Annotated in this window: 18 protein-coding genes; 7 read left to right on the forward strand and 11 right to left on the reverse strand. The window is 74.8% G+C overall.

Features of this window, described 5'->3' with window-relative positions; translation table 11 throughout:
- The first annotated feature begins 65 nt into the window (after positions 1–65).
- From ACFRAC_RS22625 to ACFRAC_RS22635, 3 genes are read left to right on the forward strand one after another with little or no spacing between them, the layout of a single operon-like run.
- Positions 66–1223: a lipid-transfer protein gene (locus tag ACFRAC_RS22625; protein ID WP_382926470.1), complete on the forward strand. Its 1158-nt coding sequence runs from the start codon at positions 66–68 to the stop codon at positions 1221–1223.
- 6 nt (positions 1224–1229) lie between these two features.
- Entirely contained in the window at positions 1230–1646 is a 417-nt protein-coding gene (locus ACFRAC_RS22630; protein WP_382926473.1) for a Zn-ribbon domain-containing OB-fold protein, read from the forward strand.
- The gene (locus ACFRAC_RS22635) at positions 1643–2413 is read left to right on the forward strand and encodes an enoyl-CoA hydratase/isomerase family protein (RefSeq protein ID WP_382926476.1); all 771 of its coding nucleotides are present in this window, start codon (positions 1643–1645) and stop codon (positions 2411–2413) included. Before ACFRAC_RS22630 ends, ACFRAC_RS22635 begins: the two co-directional genes overlap by 4 nt.
- A gap of 9 nt (positions 2414–2422) precedes the next feature.
- Here ACFRAC_RS22635 and ACFRAC_RS22640 read toward each other — a convergent pair whose 3' ends face one another.
- From ACFRAC_RS22640 to ACFRAC_RS22650, 3 genes are all read right to left on the reverse strand, one after another.
- Positions 2423–2908 carry a hypothetical protein gene (locus tag ACFRAC_RS22640; RefSeq protein WP_382926479.1) on the reverse strand — a complete coding sequence of 162 codons (486 nt, stop codon included), beginning with the start codon at positions 2906–2908 and terminating at the stop codon, positions 2423–2425.
- Positions 2909–3046: 138 nt separating this feature from the next.
- Complete coding sequence (locus tag ACFRAC_RS22645; protein WP_382926482.1) at positions 3047–5404, reverse strand: PQQ-binding-like beta-propeller repeat protein; 2358 nt, start codon at positions 5402–5404, stop codon at positions 3047–3049.
- 212 nt (positions 5405–5616) lie between these two features.
- Positions 5617–6354, reverse strand: coding sequence for a VOC family protein (locus ACFRAC_RS22650; protein ID WP_382926483.1), 738 nt, complete (start codon positions 6352–6354; stop codon positions 5617–5619).
- Between the two features lie 134 nt (positions 6355–6488).
- Between ACFRAC_RS22650 and ACFRAC_RS22655 the strand changes: the two genes are divergently transcribed.
- On the forward strand, positions 6489–7124 hold the full coding sequence (locus tag ACFRAC_RS22655) for a TetR family transcriptional regulator (protein ID WP_382926593.1): 636 nt from the start codon (positions 6489–6491) through the stop codon (positions 7122–7124).
- A gap of 98 nt (positions 7125–7222) precedes the next feature.
- Here the strand turns inward: ACFRAC_RS22655 and ACFRAC_RS22660 are convergent, their stop codons facing one another.
- From ACFRAC_RS22660 to ACFRAC_RS22670, 3 genes are read right to left on the reverse strand one after another with little or no spacing between them, the layout of a single operon-like run.
- On the reverse strand, positions 7223–7687 hold the full coding sequence (locus ACFRAC_RS22660) for an Lrp/AsnC family transcriptional regulator (protein WP_382926486.1): 465 nt from the start codon (positions 7685–7687) through the stop codon (positions 7223–7225).
- A gap of 58 nt (positions 7688–7745) precedes the next feature.
- The gene (locus ACFRAC_RS22665; protein WP_382926488.1) at positions 7746–8240 is read right to left on the reverse strand and encodes a nitroreductase family deazaflavin-dependent oxidoreductase; all 495 of its coding nucleotides are present in this window, start codon (positions 8238–8240) and stop codon (positions 7746–7748) included.
- On the reverse strand, positions 8237–9430 hold the full coding sequence (locus tag ACFRAC_RS22670; RefSeq protein WP_382926491.1) for an acyl-CoA dehydrogenase family protein: 1194 nt from the start codon (positions 9428–9430) through the stop codon (positions 8237–8239). Before ACFRAC_RS22670 ends, ACFRAC_RS22665 begins: the two co-directional genes overlap by 4 nt.
- Positions 9431–9519: 89 nt before the next feature.
- Between ACFRAC_RS22670 and ACFRAC_RS22675 the strand changes: the two genes are divergently transcribed.
- From ACFRAC_RS22675 to ACFRAC_RS22685, 3 genes are read left to right on the forward strand one after another with little or no spacing between them, the layout of a single operon-like run.
- Positions 9520–10698 (forward strand): acetyl-CoA acetyltransferase, encoded by a 1179-nt coding sequence (locus tag ACFRAC_RS22675; protein WP_382926494.1) that lies wholly within the window; start codon positions 9520–9522, stop codon positions 10696–10698.
- 19 nt (positions 10699–10717) lie between these two features.
- Positions 10718–11143 (forward strand): pyridoxamine 5'-phosphate oxidase family protein, encoded by a 426-nt coding sequence (locus tag ACFRAC_RS22680; RefSeq protein ID WP_382926497.1) that lies wholly within the window; start codon positions 10718–10720, stop codon positions 11141–11143.
- A gap of 37 nt (positions 11144–11180) precedes the next feature.
- Positions 11181–11837, forward strand: a complete 657-nt coding sequence (locus ACFRAC_RS22685) for a pyridoxal 5'-phosphate synthase (protein WP_382926500.1) — start codon at positions 11181–11183, stop codon at positions 11835–11837.
- A gap of 21 nt (positions 11838–11858) precedes the next feature.
- Here ACFRAC_RS22685 and ACFRAC_RS22690 read toward each other — a convergent pair whose 3' ends face one another.
- From ACFRAC_RS22690 to ACFRAC_RS22710, 5 genes are all read right to left on the reverse strand, one after another.
- On the reverse strand, positions 11859–12725 hold the full coding sequence (locus ACFRAC_RS22690) for a GNAT family N-acetyltransferase (RefSeq protein WP_382926502.1): 867 nt from the start codon (positions 12723–12725) through the stop codon (positions 11859–11861).
- Between the two features lie 72 nt (positions 12726–12797).
- Positions 12798–13424 (reverse strand): GNAT family N-acetyltransferase, encoded by a 627-nt coding sequence (locus tag ACFRAC_RS22695; protein WP_382926505.1) that lies wholly within the window; start codon positions 13422–13424, stop codon positions 12798–12800.
- 22 nt (positions 13425–13446) lie between these two features.
- Positions 13447–13845: a Zn-ribbon domain-containing OB-fold protein gene (locus ACFRAC_RS22700; protein ID WP_382926508.1), complete on the reverse strand. Its 399-nt coding sequence runs from the start codon at positions 13843–13845 to the stop codon at positions 13447–13449.
- Positions 13842–14291, reverse strand: coding sequence for a DoxX family protein (locus ACFRAC_RS22705; RefSeq protein WP_382926509.1), 450 nt, complete (start codon positions 14289–14291; stop codon positions 13842–13844). The genes ACFRAC_RS22700 and ACFRAC_RS22705 overlap by 4 nt, the downstream gene beginning before the upstream one ends.
- A gap of 87 nt (positions 14292–14378) precedes the next feature.
- Positions 14379–15575: an NAD(P)/FAD-dependent oxidoreductase gene (locus ACFRAC_RS22710; RefSeq protein WP_382926512.1), complete on the reverse strand. Its 1197-nt coding sequence runs from the start codon at positions 15573–15575 to the stop codon at positions 14379–14381.
- Positions 15576–15615 lie beyond the last annotated feature (40 nt).

The raw sequence follows: 15615 nt of genomic DNA on the forward strand, positions 1-15615 counted from the left end.
CGTCAGATTAGCTGTAATCTGACGTGCTGTCAGCAGCCGTCCCAGGGCGTGGAGGTGTGCGCGGCATGACGTCAGGCACCGGTCTCAAGGACGCCACGGCGATCGTCGGCATCGGGCAGACGCCCTTCGCCCGGCACCTCGCGGACGACGAGCGCACCCTCGCCTGCCGAGCCGTGCTGGCCGCGCTGGACGACGCCGGGATCGCACCCGGCGAGGTCGACGCCCTCGCCTCGTACACCATGGAGGAGACCGACGAGGTCGAGCTGGCCAAGGCCGTCGGCCTCGGCGACCTCACGTACTTCTCCAAGGTCGGCTTCGGCGGCGGCGGTTCGTGCGCCACCGTCGCGCACCTGGCGGCCGCCGTCGCCACCGGACAGGCGTCGGTGGGCGTCGCCTGGCGGTCCCGCAAGCGCGGCAGCGGACCCCGGCCGTGGCGGAACACGACCGCCCAGCTGCCCACCCCGGCGCAGTGGACCCGGCCGTTCGGGCTGCTGCGCCCCGTCGACGAGATCGCCATGCTCGCCCGGCGCTACATGCACGAGTTCGGCGCGACCCGCGACCACCTGTTCAACGTCGCCCTCGCCTGCCGCAACCGCGCCAACCAGAACCCCGCCGCGATCATGTACGACCGCCCGCTGACCCGCGAGATGTACATGACCTCGCGCTGGATCAGCGAGCCCCTGTGCCTGTACGACAACTGCCTGGAGACCGACGGGGCCCTCGCCTGCGTGGTCGTCGGCAGGGAGCGCGCCCGCGACTGCCGGCAGCGCCCCGTGTACGTGCACGCGGCCGCGCAGGGCCTGCCCGCCCAGCACCACGGCATGGTCAACTACTGGAACGACGACCCGCTCACCGGCCCCGCCTGGACGGCCGCCCGGCACCTGTGGAAGCACGCCGACCTCACCCCGCAGGACGTGGACGTCGCCCAGATCTACGACGCGTTCACCGCGCTCGTCCCGCTCTCCCTGGAGGGGTACGGGTTCTGCGCGCGGGGCGAGGGCGGGGCGTTCACCGAGGGCGGCGCCCTGGAGATCGGCGGCCGCCTCCCGCTCAACACGGGCGGCGGCGGTCTCAGCGAGGCGTACGTGCACGGCTTCAACCTCGTCACCGAGGGCGTACGGCAGCTGCGCGGCACCAGCACCGCGCAGGTCCCCGGCGCCGCGACCTGCCTCGTCACCGCCGGCGAGGGCGTCCCCACCTCCGCGCTGCTCCTGAGGAGTTGACCGCCGATGCTGTCCCCCGTCACCGACGCCGACGGCGCGCCCTTCTGGGAGTACGCAGCGCGGGGCGAGCTGAGGGTGCAGACCTGCGGCGACTGCGCCGAGCCGCGCTTCCCGCCCCGGCCGTGCTGCCCGCGCTGCCAGTCCTTCGCGAGCGCGTGGCGGCGCACGAGCGGACTCGGCCGCGTCTGGTCGTACGTCGTCGCCCATCCGCCCCTGCTGCCGGGCTACGCGGAGCTGGCGCCGTACAACGTGGTGGTCGTCGAGCTCGCCGACGCCCCGCGCGTCCGGCTCGTCGGCAACGTCGTCGCCGCCCCCGGCGCGCCCCTGAACTCCGTGCCGCCGGAACTGATCCGGATCGGCGCCCAGGTCCGGGCGGTGTTCGACGGCACGGGGCTGCCGCGCTGGGTGCTGGAGCGGTCATGAGCCTCGGCGTGCGCGTCGACGAGGGAACCGGCGTCGCCGTGGTCACCCTGGACCGGCCCGGCCGGCTCAACGCCCTCGACCTGGCGACCCGGGACGAACTGGTCGCCGCCTGGCGCCGGATGCGCTTCGACGACACCGTACGGGCCGTCGTGCTGACCGGCGCCGGGGAGCGCGCGTTCTGCACGGGCCTGGACCGGGACACCGAGGTGCCGCAGCCGGACTCCCCCTATATGACGGACGATCCGCTGCTGCGGGCCGGGCCCAAGTCCAACGACCTGTGGAAGCCGGTGATCGCGGCCGTGCGGGGCATGGCCTGCGGCGGCGCCTTCTACCTGCTCGGCGAGAGCGACTTCGTCGTCGCCGACCCGACCGCCGCGTTCTTCGACCCGCACACCACCTACGGCATGGTCAGCGCCTACGAGTCCATGCTGATGGCGCTGCGCATGCCGTACGGGGAGGCCGCCCGGACGGCGCTGATGGGCGCGGCGGAACGGCTGGGCGCGCGGCGGGCCCACGAGATCGGGCTCGTCTCCGAACTCACCGCCCCGGGCGAGGCGCTGGCCGTGGCCGTCGAGCGCGCGACCGTGATCGCCGGGCATCCGCCGGAGGCCGTGCAGGGCACCGTGCGGGCGCTGTGGGCGGCCCGGGAGGCCGCCCTGGACCGCGCGTTCGCGCAGGCCCCGCATCTGATCGCGCTCGGCAACCTGCCCGGCGAGCGGCAGGAGGAGCTGTTCCGCACCCGGAGCCGGGCGTTCAGGACCAGGTGACCGGCGGGACTAGGGCGTGTCGTCCATGCGCAGGGCTTCGCCGAGGACGCAGCTGTCGGCGGCGGTGGCGCTCGCGCGGGCCACGACGTCGACCGACTCGGTGGCGCCGGGCTCGACCGTCAGGATGCCGGAGGTGGCCTTGTCCAGCTCGCGGCCACCGGAGTCCTTGAACGTGACGGTGAACGTGTACGAGTAGGTCCGCAGCGCATCGCTGTTGGTGGCGCTCACCCGGGCGACCAGGCCGCGGTCCGGGTCGTTCGCGCACCGGTCGATCGCGACGTCACGGGTGTCCGCGGCGTCCGGCGCCTCGCTGGTCCGCGTGCCGCCGCCCGAGGTGGACCCGGTGCCGTAGTCGTCGTCATCGTCGTCGTAGTGGGTGCTGCCGCCGCCGTGGCCGCCGGAGCTCGACGAGGAGCTGTGCGAGTCCGAGCCTCCGCAGCCGCCGCCGTGGGAGTGCCGGGCCCCGGTCAGTGCGACGACGACGCCGACGGACACGGCCACAGCGCGGACATGGCGAAGCTTCACTGGTGTCAACCCCCGTTGATTTGAGCGTGAGCACGTCACGGTAGCAGCCGAGCCGTGGCAGAAAGCGCTCACTCGGTGTGACGTCTCGTGCAGGGGCGGTGGAGACGTCTACGCGGTACGGGCCGTTCCGGTGCCCTTCTCCGCGTCCAGCGCGTACACGCAGCGGTCCTTGCTGCACGCGTACACGACGCCGTCGCGCACCACCGGGGAGCCGGTGATCTCGCCGCCGGTGGCGAGCTTCCACCGCAGCCGGCCGTCGTCGGCCTTGAGCGTGTAGAGCAGGTGGTCGGTGGAGCCGAAGTGGATCCGGCCCTCCGCCACCGCGGGCGCTCCCACGATGTCGCCGCCCGCCTGGAAGCGCCACTTCGGCGTCCCGGTGACCGCGTCCAGCGTGTACAGGCCCTTGCCGCTGCCGACGTGGACGTGGCCCGCGGCCACCAGCACCGGCTCGGTCGAGGCGCGGGCCTCGGTGGCGATGCGCCAGCGGTCCCGGCCGTCGGTGGCGTCCAGCGCGTACACCGTGCCGAGGTAGTCGGCGAGGTACACACCGCCGCCGGTCACCGCGGGGCCGGGCACGAAGGCCGGCGGGCACAGGAAGACCGCCGGGGCCTCGAAGTGCCAGCGGACGTGCCCGCCGGCCGCGTCGAGGGCGAGCACGCGGGTGCCGGCCGAGACGTACACGTAGCCGTCGTGGGCCTTCGCCACCCGCACCGGCACCCCGCCGCAGGAGGCGGCGTCGCCGATCGGGTACGACCAGCGCTCGTCGCCGGTGCGGGCGTCCAGGGCGCGCAGCCGGGCGTCCTGCCAGACGTAGGCGGTGCCGTCGTACAGCGCGGGGCCCGCCTCCGGGGTCTCGAAGTCGGTCTGCGCGCCGGTGATCTCCCAGAGCTTCTGGCCGTTGGACGCCTCCCAGGCCTGGACGCCGCCGCCACGGGTGCCGGTGAGGACCGTGCCCCGCTCGGCCTTCAGGGAGTACACCCAGGCGTCCGTCTGGAGCCGCCACAGGTCGGCGCCCTCACGGCACTCCAGGGCGAACAGGGTGGGACCGTCGGAGGCGTGGATGCGCCCGTCGGCGACCGCCATGGACCAGGCCACGTCCCGGGTCTTGAAGCGGCGGCGGCCGGTGGCGACGTCCAGGGCGTGCACCTCGAAGGAGGTGACGTAGACGAGGTCGCCGGCGACGGAGGGGGTGCCCCAGACGTCGTTCGACATGCGGAAACGCCAGGGCCGCCAGCCGCCCGGGCCCTCCGCCGGGGCCGCGGGCGCGGCCGGGAGAGCGGGGTCGGCGCCGTTGACGCCGGGTCGGGGCTTGGACCAGGAGGCGACCAGGGCGGCCTCCGCGGGCGGCGCCTTCATCGCGGCGGCGCGGGCGTCGGCGACCCGGGGGCCGGGGCCGATCGGGACGGCGGCGCCCGCCAGGCGGACGGGGCCGGTGTCGGGGGCGCCGACCGGCACGGGCGGGGCCTGGGGGCCCGGGACGACCGGGTCGTGCGGGGGCGGCGGCGGCACGGGCGCGGGGACGCCGCGTCCGGCGCTGCGGCCGGAGGCGGGCGCGGGCTTGAGGGCCGTGCGGCCGCCGCGGCGCGTCTCGATCAGGCTGACCGCCCGCTCGGGCAGCCAGGCGGAGGCGGTGCCGCTGTCGTCGGTGCCGGAGCCGAAGAGGTGCGGGGCGAGCTGGGCCTGGAGGTCGGCCGGGTTGGGGCGGGCTGTCGCGTCCATCTGCATACAGGACTCGATGAGGGGGCGCAGCTCGTCGGGCAGGCCCTCCAGGTCCGGGCCCTCGCGCAGCAGCATGAAGACCGTCTCGACCGGGTTGGCGCCGTGGAAGGGCGGATGTCCGGTGGCGGCGAACACCAGCATCGAGCCGAGCGAGAAGACGTCGCTCGCGCCGGTGACGCTGCGGGAGTCCTTCGCCTGCTCGGGGGACATGTAGGCGGGGGTGCCCACGGCGACGTTGGTCATGGTCAGGCGGGTGTTCGACACGCCGGACGCGATACCGAAGTCGATGACGCGCGGCCCGTCCTCGACGACGAGCACGTTGGACGGCTTGAGGTCGCGGTGGACGAGGCCGGCACCGTGGATCGACTGCAGCGCCTCGGCCACGCCGGCGGCCAGCCAGCGCACCGCCTGGGCCGGGAGCGGCCCGCACTCGTTCACTATCTCCTCGAGGGAGGGTGCGGGGACGTACGCGGTGGCCAGCCACGGCACGGCGGCGCGCGGGTCGGCGTCGACCACCGCGGCCGTGTAGAAGCCGGAGACCGCCCGGGCCGCCTCCACCTCGCGCGTGAAGCGCACGCGGAACAGCTGGTCCTCGGCGAGCTCCGTACGGACCGTCTTGATCGCCACGCGCCGGCCCGAGGCCGACCGCGCGAGATAGACCAGCCCCATGCCGCCGGCGCCCAGCCGCCCGAGCACCTCGAACGGCCCGATCCTGCGCGGATCGTGCTGCGTCAGCTGATCCACCACTCTGCCTGCCACCTCCCCGTACGGGCCCCGTGCACCCACATATGCACGCGACCCCGTGCAGCGTCTCACCACCGCACCGCCTCGGCGGCACGCACCCCGATTCTTCCTGTCCGAGCGCCCGGTGGCGAACCCGGGTCCAAAAAGGGGTGTCTCAGGACAAACCATCACATCGAACCTGGCGCACGCCCCGCCCGCCCGCCGGAACGCCTGCCTCAGCGCTCCAGGAGGGCGAACGAGGCCCCCTGATTGTCCGTGACGACGGCGACCGTGCCGTACGACGTCTCGAAGGGCGGGACCTGCACCCGCCCGCCGAGCCGGGTGACCGTGCCGAGGGCGGCCGCGCAGTCCTCGACCCGGAAGTGGACGACGAAGTGGGGCGGCATCATCTCCGCGAAGACCTCCCCGACCGCCGCCCGCCCGAAGTCCGGCTCCGCGCCGGGACCGAACAGGGCGTCGTGGAACAGCCCGCCGTAGAAGGTGTTGGCGGCCTCGGCGTCCCGGGCGTACAGCTCGGCCCAGGCGAACGTCCCCGGCTCGTGCCGGCGCCCGAACCCGCTGTGCGTGCCCGCCTCCCACAGCCCGAACACCGCGCCCTCCGGATCGGTCACCAGCGCGGCCGTGCCCAGTCCCGGGCCCACCTCCACGGGCGCGGTGACCACCTGCCCGCCGGCCTGCCGGATCCGCGCGGTCAGCGCCCGGGCGTCGGGCGTCGCGAAGTACACCGTCCATACGCTGGGCATCCGCCCGTCCGTCTTCGGCGTGAGCGCCGCCACCCGCTCACCGTCCAGCAGGGCCCATACGGCGGAGTCGTACGCCTCCTCGAAGGCCCAGCCGAAGAGCTCGCCGTAGAACCGCTTGCCCGCTTCCACGTCGGGGAGCTGTGCGTCCACCCAGCACGGAACGCCCTCCACCTGATCCGTTCCGTCTGCGGATGCCCTGTTTTCGGCCATACTGCCAACGTAACGGCCTCCCGCGCACCGCGCAGACCAGGCACACCAGCCCCCGCGCGCTGGCGCACCCCATTTGCAGTCGGCCGAATCGCGCCCCGATGCCGCCTCGGTAAGCTGACGACATGACAGGACAAGTGCGTACCGTCGACGGCCGCGTGGCCGGCAGGCGTGGGCAGGCGACCCGGCAGAAGCTGCTCGACTGCCTCAGCGAGATGCTCAGCTCTTCCCCGTACCGGGACGTCAAGGTCATCGATGTCGCCCGCAAGGCAGGTACGTCGCCCGCCACCTTCTACCAGTACTTCCCGGACGTCGAGGGCGCCGTCCTGGAGCTCGCCGAGCAAATGGCCACCGAGGGCGCGGAGTTGACCGCCCTGGTCGAGGGTCGCAGCTGGGTGGGGAAGGCGGGCTGGCAGACCGCGCAGAACCTCGTCGAGGGCTTCCTGGACTTCTGGCGCCGCAACGAAGCGATCCTGCGGGTCGTCGACCTCGGAGCGTCCGAGGGCGACAAGCGCTTCTACAAGATCCGCATGAAGATCCTCAACTCGGTCAACAACTCCCTCGCGGACGCGGTGGCACAGCTCCAGGCGAAGGGCCGGGTCGACAAGGACGTCAACCCGGCGGCCATCGCGGGATCGCTCGTCGCGATGCTCGCCGCGGTGGCCTCGCACCAGAAGGGCTTCCAGAGCTGGGGCGTCAAGCAGTCCGAACTCAAGCCGAACCTGGCCCTGTTGGTGCATCTGGGCGTCACCGGCAGGAAGCCCGTGAAGTGACGCCCGAAGGGCCGGCGGGGCGGTTCCCGGCCGGCCGGCGCCCCAAGTCCTGTCTGGCAGGCGGTGGTCCACCCGGGTGGGCCGCCGCCTGTCGTGCGTCACGGCCCGTTCCGGCCGGGCAGCGGGCGGTCCTTCACCACGTGCTTCATCACCAGCGTCGACGTCAGCCGCTGCACCCCCGGCAGCGTGGCCAGCCGCTCGTCGTACAGCCGCTGGTAGGCCGCGAGATCGGCGGCGACCACCCGCAGCAGGTAGTCGGGCTCCCCGAACAGCCGCTGCGCCTCCAGCACCTCCTCCACCTCGCCGAGCGCCCGCTCGAACCCGGCGACCGTGTCCCGGTCCTCCTGCCGCATGGAGACGAAGACCAGCGCCTCGAAGGCGAGCCCGACGGCGGCCGGGTCCACCACCGCCCGGTACCCGCCGATGGCGCCGGACCGCTCCAGCTCGCGCAGCCGCCGGTGGCACGGCGAGACGCTGAGCCCCACCCGCGCGGCCAGCTCCGTCACGGTCAGCCGGCCGTCCTGCTGGAGCTCGGCGAGGATGCGTCCGTCCACGTCGTCCATGGGTCGGATCCTCCCCCGCGGGGCCGGGTGCCGGGCAAATGCCAACGTCGCTTTCGGGTCACCCCACCTGGGACCGTGGAGTGAGGCGGAAGAGCCGGATGCGCCGGTCCACCCGGGCCTGGTACGCCGCGTACGGGGGCCAGAGGGCCACGGCGGCCCGCCAGGCCGCCTCCCGCTCCTCGCCCGCCAGGAGCGCGGCCGTGACGGGGACGGTGCGGCCCTTCCAGTCGATCTCGGCGTCGGGGTGGGCGAGCAGGTTGTGGGTCCAGGCGGGGTGGCCGGGCCGGCCGAAGTTGGAGCCGACGAGCAGCCAGGAGCGGCCTCCCGCCTCGGGTACGCAGGCGAGCGGCGTACGGCGGGGCAGTCCGCTGCGGGCGCCCGTGGAGGTCAGCACGACACCGGGCAGCATCAGGGCGCTGGGCAGCACCTTTCCCCGGGTGAGCCGGTGCACGGCCCGGTCGAGCGCGGGCACGACGTGCGGGGCGGCCCGGGCGAAGCCCCGGGTCGCGGACAGCTTCTGGACGGCGTGTACGACCGCGTGCGGCAGGGTCACACCCGCACCTCCCGTGTCCCGGGCGCCTCGAGGAGCCGGGCCGACCCTGCGGCGTGCGCGCGCAGCCGGTGGACCGGCCCGAGAAGCAGTTCGTCGCCGGCGGCCCGCTTGAAGTACAGGTGCGCCTCGTGCTCCCAGGTGAAACCGAGGCCGCCGTGGAACTGGATCGCCTCGCCGGCGGCGGTCCGCAGCGCCTGGAGGGCCTGGGCGAGGGCGAGGCCGCCCGTCCGCTCGCCGTGGGCGGCCGCCCAGGCCGCGTAGTACGCCGCCGACCGGGCCGCCTGCACCTCGACGTACACGTCCGCCAGCCGGTGCTTGACCGCCTGGAAGGACCCGATCGGCCGCCCGAACTGCTCGCGCCGCCCGACGTGCTCCACGGTCCGCTCCAGGGCCCGGTCAGCGGCGCCCACGGCCTCGCAGGCGAGGACCGCCGCGGCCCGGTCCCCCGTCTCCGCGAGGGCGCCGGTCACCTCGGCCCCCTCCTCCCCCAGCAGCTGTGCGCCGACGTCCCGCAGGTGCACGCGGCCCTGCGGGCGGGTGGCGTCGACGGTGGTCTGCCGGGCCCGGACCACCCCGGGCGCGTCACCGGGCACCAGGAACAGCAGGGTCCGGGGGCGGGTGTAGCCCCCGGTGCGCGCGGCGACCACCAGCAGTCCGGCGCTGTGCCCGTCCAGCGTCTGGCCGGCCTGCCCGTACAGCCGCCAGCCGTCCCCGCCGCGGCGGGCCTGCACACCGCCCGCCCGTCCGCCGCCGGCCCAGTCGCCGCCGTTGCCGCCGGTCAGGGCGAGGGCGGTGGCGAGGGCGGGACCGTCCACGACGAGGGCGGCGGTGAGCGCGCCGGAGGCGAGGCGGGGCAGCAGGTCCGCCCGCTGGGCGGGGGTGCCGAGCGCGGCGATCAGCGGGGCGGCGAGGACGGCGGTGGCCGTCAGCGGGGAGGGGGCCAGGGCCCGGCCGGTCTCCTCGCAGGCGAGGGCGAGTTCGGTCACCGAGCAGCCCACGCCGCCGTACGCCTCGGGCAGGGCGAGGCCGGCCAGGCCGAGCCGTCCGGCGAGGGCCGCCCACAGGGCGGGGTCGTGACCGGCGGGGGTGTCGAGGGCCGCGCGCAGCTCGCCGGGGCCGCAGCGGCTGTCGAGCAGGTCGCGCAGGGCGCGGCGGATGCCGTCCTGTTCGGGGGTGAGGCTGGTGTCCATGGGCGGTCCCTCCGGCTCTTCCCCTCGGATCTGACGGTTCGTCATATTAGGAGGGCCGAGGTGAGATGCCCAGAGGCGGGAGGCCGCGCATGACTGCCGGGAACCGGAGAGTCGCCGTGGTGGGGGTGGCCCTGTCGGACTGCGGGCGGGTGGACGACGCGACCGCGTACGCCCTGCACGCTCAAGCCGCTCGCCGGGCGCTGGCCGACTCGGGACTCGCGCGGGAGGTGGTGGACGGCTTCGCGTCGGCGGGTCTCGGCGTGCTCGCGCCCGTCGAGGTGGCCGAGTATCTGGGCCTGCGCCCGACCTGGGTCGACTCCACCTCGGTCGGCGGCGCCACCTGGGAGGTCATGGCGGCCCACGCGGCGGACGCCGTCGCGCGCGGCCACGCGAACGCCGTGCTGCTGGTGTACGGCTCGACGGCCCGGGCGGACATCAGGGCGGGCCGGCGGACCGGCGAGCTGTCCTTCGGGGCGCGGGGCCCCGCGCAGTTCGAGGCCCCCTACGGCCACACGCTGATCGCCAAGTACGCCATGGCCGCCCGCCGCCACATGACCGAACACGGCACCGGCATCGAGGAGTTGGCGCAGGTGGCCGTCCAGGCGCGGGCGAACGCGGCCCTGAACCCCGAGGCGCTGCACCGCGATCCGATCACCGTGGACGACGTGCTGTCCGGGCCGGTGATCGCGGACCCGTTCACCCGGCTCCACTGCTGTCTGCGCTCCGACGGCGGCGCGGCGGTGCTGCTGGCCGCCGAGGAGTACGTCCCCGACTGCCGTACGGCACCGGTGTGGATCCTCGGCACCGGGGAGCACGTCTCGCACGCCTCGATGGCCGAGTGGCCGGACTTCACGACCGGCCCGGCGGCGGTGAGCGGACGGCTCGCCTTCGCCCGGGCCGGGGTGCGCCCCGAGGAGATGGACTTCGCCGAGCTGTACGACGCCTTCACCTACATGACGCTGGTGACCCTGGAGGACCTCGGCTTCTGTGCCAAGGGCGAGGGCGGGGCGTTCGTCGGGAAGGGGCGGCTGCTGGTGCGCGGCGGGGAGCTGCCGGTGAACACGGACGGGGGCGGGCTGTCGGCCCAGCACCCCGGGATGCGCGGACTGTTCCTGCTGGTGGAGGCGGTGCGCCAGCTGCGGGGCGAGGCCGGGGAACGCCAGGTGGCCCGGCGCGGCCGGACGGGGGAGCCGCCTCGGCTGGGCGTGGTGTCGGCGACGGGTGGATGGTTCTGCTCGTCGGGGACGTTGGTAGTGGGAAGGGAGTGAACCGACCGAAGGAGACGGTATGGCACTGACCCGTGAAGAGCGTGAGGCGTTCCTCGCCGAGCCGCACGTCGCGGCGCTGGCGGTCGACGGGGGCGGCGGGCGGGCCCCTTTGACCGTGCCCATCTGGTACCAGTACCGCCCCGGCGGCGACGTGTGGATCATGACCGGCCTCGACTCCCGCAAGAACCGGCGCATCCAGGAGGCGCGCCGGTTCTCCCTGCTGGTGGACCGGATCGAACCCACGATCCGGTACGTCTCGGTCTCGGGTTTCGTCCTGCGGACCGTCCCGGCCACCCTGGAGGACCTGCGGGAGATCTCGGCGCGCTATCTGCCGCCCGAGAAGGTCGACGGCTATGTCGACTTCGCCTGGAAGAACCACGGCGAGCAGGTCGTCGTCCACATGCGGCCCGAGCACTGGCTGTCGTCCGACCTCGGACGGATCTGACCCGCCCTGCACGCTCCCCGCGGGGGACAATCGGGGAATGGGAACGGATCTTCACGACCTGCTGAGGTCGCTGCGGGTGTGGGACGTCGAGCTGCCCTCCTTCGACCCGTCGGGCACCCCCGACGCGCCGCTGGAGCTGTTCACCGCCTGGTTCGCCGAGGCGGTCGCGGCCGGGCAGACCGAGCCGCACACGATGTCCCTCGCCACCGCGGACGAGGAGGGCCTACCGGACGTACGGACGGTGGTGCTGCACGGCGCCGACGCGTCCGGCTGGTCCTTCGCCACGCACCGCGACAGCCGCAAGGGCCGCCAGCTCGCCGCCCGCCCGTACGCGGCCCTCGGCTTCTACTGGCCGGCGCGGGGCCGCCAGGTGCGGCTGCGCGGCCCGGTGACGGCGGCCCCGTCCGCCGAGTCCCGGGCCGATCTGCAGGCCCGCTCGACCGGCGCGCTCGCGGCGGCCCTGACCGGCCGGCAGAGCGAGGTGCTCGCCTCCCCCGAGGAGCTGACGCGCGCGTCGGAGGCCGCCTGGGAGCGGGCCCGCGAGGAACCGGACGCGCCGGTGCCGACCTGGACGCTGTACCGGCTGCGCCCCGACGAGGTGGAGTTCTTCCAGGGCGACGCGCACCGCCGGCACGTACGGCTCGTCTACCGGCGTACGGAACCGGGCTGGGTCAAGGAGCTGCTCTGGCCCTGAGGGACGCGGGAGCGGCGCCGGTCAGCGGGCGCGGTGGATGTCGTACGCGGTGAAGTCGGCGACCGGGCGGTAGCCGATGCGCTGGTACAGGCCGTTGCTCGTGGGGTTGGACAGGTCCGTGAAGAGCAATACCTCGCGCACCCCGGAGGTGAGCACGGCCCGGGTGACCGCGGCGGTGGCCGCGCCGCCGTAGCCGCGCCCGCGCAGCGGGGCCGGGGTGTAGACGGGGGCGATGCGGACCTGCCCGGCGATCAAGGGCGTCACCCCGGTCATGGCGAGGGGCGTGCCGTCCTCGCCCTCCCACAGGGTGACGCCCCCGGAGGACACGCGCGCGTCGGCCCAGGCGCCCGGATCGCGCGCGGGCGCGTGCCCGGTGGCCTCCGTGAACTCGCCGTACCAGCGGCCCAGCAGCTCCCGGTCCCGCGGGCCGGCGAGGCGGGCGCGGCCGGCCGGGACGGGCTGCGGGACCGTCAGGTTGCCGAGCCGGTACAGGCGCTGGCGCTGTCCTACGGTGCCGCGCGCGCCGGTGTGCCGCTGCCAGGCGGCGACGAACGCCTCCGCGGTCTCCTGCGCGGCGACGACGCCGGGCACCGCGTGCCCGAGGGCGAGCAGGTGGGCGGCGAGGGCGTCGGACTCGCCGGGGGTGAGCGGGGTGACGTTGAGGTGGTGGGGCGGGGTGCGGAAGTAGGCGGCCCGCACCTGTCCGTCCCGTTCCAGCGCCCCGAACACGGGGGCCTCGTCGCCGTAGGCGCGCGGCCCGTTGGTGCGCAGCGTCTCGGTGACCGTCAGGGCGACGGTGTGCAGGTCGGGGCGTGAGCGCAGGAAGCCTCCGGCGTGGGACAGGAAGCCGTTGAGGTCCTGGGTGGAGTACCAGTCGTCCGGGCGCATGCCTCATGATCCCGCGCCCCGCCCTGCGGTGTGCATTTTTCTCCGCCGTGGACACCAAGACGACACAAGTCCTCACGCCGGTGCGGGCGTTGGGGTAAGGGGACCGACGGGGTCGGTGGCGAGGCGGGCGTGCAGGTGCGTGTCCCGGTAGGCGTCGTGCCGTCCGGCCTCCCACTGAGCGCCGCGCAGGGTCCCCTCGGCGCGGAAGCCGCGCCTCTCGGCGACCCGGCAGGAGGCGTGGTGGCCGACGGCGTGGCCGAGTTCGAGCCGGTGCAGGCGGGGGCCGTCCGGGGCGGTCAGCGCCCAGCGGGCGGCGAGGGCGAGCGCGTGGCCGGCCACGCGCCGGCCGCGGGCCTCGGGGAGGACCCAGTAGCCGACGCGGCCGCAGTCCATGGGCCGGCTGACGACGCTGACACTGACATGGCCGAGGACCACGCCGCTCCCGGCGTCGGTCACGCAGTACGCCGCCGAGCCGTCCGCCGTGTCGGCGGCGGCGGCCCGCAGGGTGGCGCGGGCGCCCTCGCGGTCCGCGGCGAGCGACAGCGGGGTGTTCCAGCGCCGGAACTCCGGGTCGGCGCGGCCCCGGAACCAGGCGTCCAGGTCGGTCCCGGAGTCCGGGTCCCAGGGGCGCAGCCGCAGTCCGTGGCCGTGGAGGTCCGGGAAGGGGCGGGGAGCGGGGCGTATGCCGGCGTCAGTCATACGGTCATTGAACCCCGGCGGGTCAGGGTGCCGGGCGGAACACCGGCACCCCGTCCGGGAAGGCGGCCGTGAGCGCCAGGCCGGCCCGCAGCCAGGCGGGGTCCGGGCAGTCCACGAGCCCGGTCGTCATCCGGGGGCCCTCGGCGAGGTCGACGACGGCGGCGACGTACGGGGTGCGCGCGTCGAAGGGCGGCAGGTCGTTGCGGTGCACGACGGACCAGGTGTACAGGGTGGCCCGGCCGCTCGCGGTCTCCCAGACGACGTCCTCGCTCCAGCAGTGCGGGCAGGACTCGCGGGGGTAGTGGTGGGCGCGTCCGCAGGCCCGGCACCGCCGCAGCAGCAGCCGGCCGGCGGCGGCCGCGTCCCAGTAGGGGCGGGTGAAGGCGTCCGGCTCAGGGACGTCGTACCGGGGCCCGCTCATTCGAACAGTCCGAGCACGCCGTCCACCGACCAGGACTGCCAGGACATCCCGAACAGCGCGACGACCGAGATCAGCGCCATCATGCCGTTCTGCCCCTGCTCGGCCCAGTCGTGGATCATCAGGGTGAGGTACAGGAGGTTGAGCAGCAGCCCGCCGGCGAGGGCGACCGGGGTGAGGAACCCCAGCACGAGACCGAGCCCCAGGGCCAGTTCGGCGTGGAGGACGACGTACGCCATGGTCCGGGGCCGGGGTGCCACGACGCGGTCGAAGCCGGAGCGGACGGCGGGCCAGCGGTGCTCGGCGGCCACGTCCGCCGCCCAGGCGATCCCGGAGCCGGCCAGCCAGCTCCTGCGGTCCTTGTGCCGCCAGCTCTCCAGCCACCACAGGCCGAGCCCTATCCGGAGCACGGCCAGCCATTGCGCACCGGTGAGCCAGATCGCGTCCATGGATCTGACGGTACGTCAGATCCATGGAGCCTGACAATCGTCCGGACGCCCCGGCCGCCACCCGGCCGGGGCACGCCCCCGGCGGGCTCAGGCGGCCGCCTCGGCCGCGGGGACGGCGGCGTCGGGCCCCGCCACCACCCGGCGGCGGCGCAGTGGCATGCCCATCCCCGGGTTGCCCACGTTCCAGGCGGCGCCCTTGCAGATCAGCTCCTTGTAGAAGGCGGCGATCCGGCCCGTCAGAGCCGCGCGGACCGGGCGGTCGTCCCCGGTGACGTACTGGATCAGGCCCTGCCTGCGGCCCAGCGAGATGCACTGGTTGAAGTAGCGCAGCGGCACCGTCGGCAGCTTGCCCCCGGTCAGCCGGGCCACGACGGCGTCGGCGGCCTGCCAGGCCGTGAAGCCGCCCGAGGCGCACGACATGCGCAGCGGCTTGCCGCCGGCGCCCCGCGCGAGGGCCGCGTCGCCGATGGCGTAGACGTCCGGGTGGGAGACCGAGCGCATGGTCCCGTCGACCACGATCTGCCCCCGGTCGCCGACCTCGAGGGTGGTGGCCGACGCGATCGGGTGGACGGCGAAGCCGGTGGTCCACACGGTGACCGCGGCCGGGATCTCCACGCCGCCGGCGGTGCGGACCCGGTCGGCCTCCACCCCGGTGGCGGTGGTGCCCTCGTGGACGGTGATCCCGAGCCGGCCGACGGCCTCGCGCAGGTGACGGCGGCCCTTCGCGGAGAGCCAGTCGCCGAGTCCGCCGCGCACGACGAGGCGGACGTCGAGGTCCGGGCGGGCCTCGGCGATCTCCGTCACGGCCTCCACGCCGGTGAGGCCGCCGCCGACCACGACCACGGACGCCCCCGCCTCCAGCGCGGCGAGGCGCTCGCGCAGCCGCAGCGCGCCGGGCCGGCTCGCGAGCTCGAAGGCGTGCTCGGCGACGCCGGGGACCCCCTGGTCGTCCCAGCCGCTGCCGAGGGCGTAGACGAGGGTGTCGTACTCCAGCTCCTCGGTGCCGTCCGCGTCCTCGACGGCCACGGCCCTGCGGTCGGCGTCGACGGCGGTGACCCGGGCGATCCTCAGGTCGACGCCGGTGCCCCGGAAGATCTCGGTGAACGGCCGGGGCTTGAGGGTCTGCCCCACGGCGAGCTGGTGCATCCGGACGCGCTCGACGAAGTCGGGCTCCGCGTTGACCAGGGTGACGGTGACGTCGTCGCCGTGCAGGCGCCTGGCGAGCCGCCCGGCGGCGAACGCTCCGGTGTAGCCGCCCCCGAGCACGATGATGCGGTGCTGCATGTCCTTGCTCCTGTCTTCAGCGGGTTCGCCTCCTGAACCG

Origin of the sequence: Streptomyces sp. NPDC056628 (genome assembly GCF_042792555.1) — a bacterium.
Taxonomy (GTDB): domain Bacteria; phylum Actinomycetota; class Actinomycetes; order Streptomycetales; family Streptomycetaceae; genus Streptomyces.

Bases quoted from the DNA above. Each gene is read 5' to 3' on its own strand.
- ACFRAC_RS22625 (WP_382926470.1), top strand. From the start codon at position 66: ATGACGTCAGGCACCGGTCTCAAGGACGCCACGGCGATCGTCGGCATC.
- ACFRAC_RS22630 (WP_382926473.1), top strand. From the start codon at position 1,230: ATGCTGTCCCCCGTCACCGACGCCGACGGCGCGCCCTTCTGGGAGTAC.
- ACFRAC_RS22635 (WP_382926476.1), top strand. From the start codon at position 1,643: ATGAGCCTCGGCGTGCGCGTCGACGAGGGAACCGGCGTCGCCGTGGTC.
- ACFRAC_RS22650 (WP_382926483.1), bottom strand. From the start codon at position 6,354: ATGGCCGAAAACAGGGCATCCGCAGACGGAACGGATCAGGTGGAGGGC.
- ACFRAC_RS22660 (WP_382926486.1), bottom strand. From the start codon at position 7,687: ATGGACGACGTGGACGGACGCATCCTCGCCGAGCTCCAGCAGGACGGC.
- ACFRAC_RS22670 (WP_382926491.1), bottom strand. From the start codon at position 9,430: ATGGACACCAGCCTCACCCCCGAACAGGACGGCATCCGCCGCGCCCTG.
- ACFRAC_RS22675 (WP_382926494.1), top strand. From the start codon at position 9,520: ATGACTGCCGGGAACCGGAGAGTCGCCGTGGTGGGGGTGGCCCTGTCG.
- ACFRAC_RS22680 (WP_382926497.1), top strand. From the start codon at position 10,718: ATGGCACTGACCCGTGAAGAGCGTGAGGCGTTCCTCGCCGAGCCGCAC.
- ACFRAC_RS22685 (WP_382926500.1), top strand. From the start codon at position 11,181: ATGGGAACGGATCTTCACGACCTGCTGAGGTCGCTGCGGGTGTGGGAC.
- ACFRAC_RS22690 (WP_382926502.1), bottom strand. From the start codon at position 12,725: ATGCGCCCGGACGACTGGTACTCCACCCAGGACCTCAACGGCTTCCTG.
- ACFRAC_RS22695 (WP_382926505.1), bottom strand. From the start codon at position 13,424: ATGACTGACGCCGGCATACGCCCCGCTCCCCGCCCCTTCCCGGACCTC.
- ACFRAC_RS22700 (WP_382926508.1), bottom strand. From the start codon at position 13,845: ATGAGCGGGCCCCGGTACGACGTCCCTGAGCCGGACGCCTTCACCCGC.
- ACFRAC_RS22705 (WP_382926509.1), bottom strand. From the start codon at position 14,291: ATGGACGCGATCTGGCTCACCGGTGCGCAATGGCTGGCCGTGCTCCGG.
- ACFRAC_RS22710 (WP_382926512.1), bottom strand. From the start codon at position 15,575: ATGCAGCACCGCATCATCGTGCTCGGGGGCGGCTACACCGGAGCGTTC.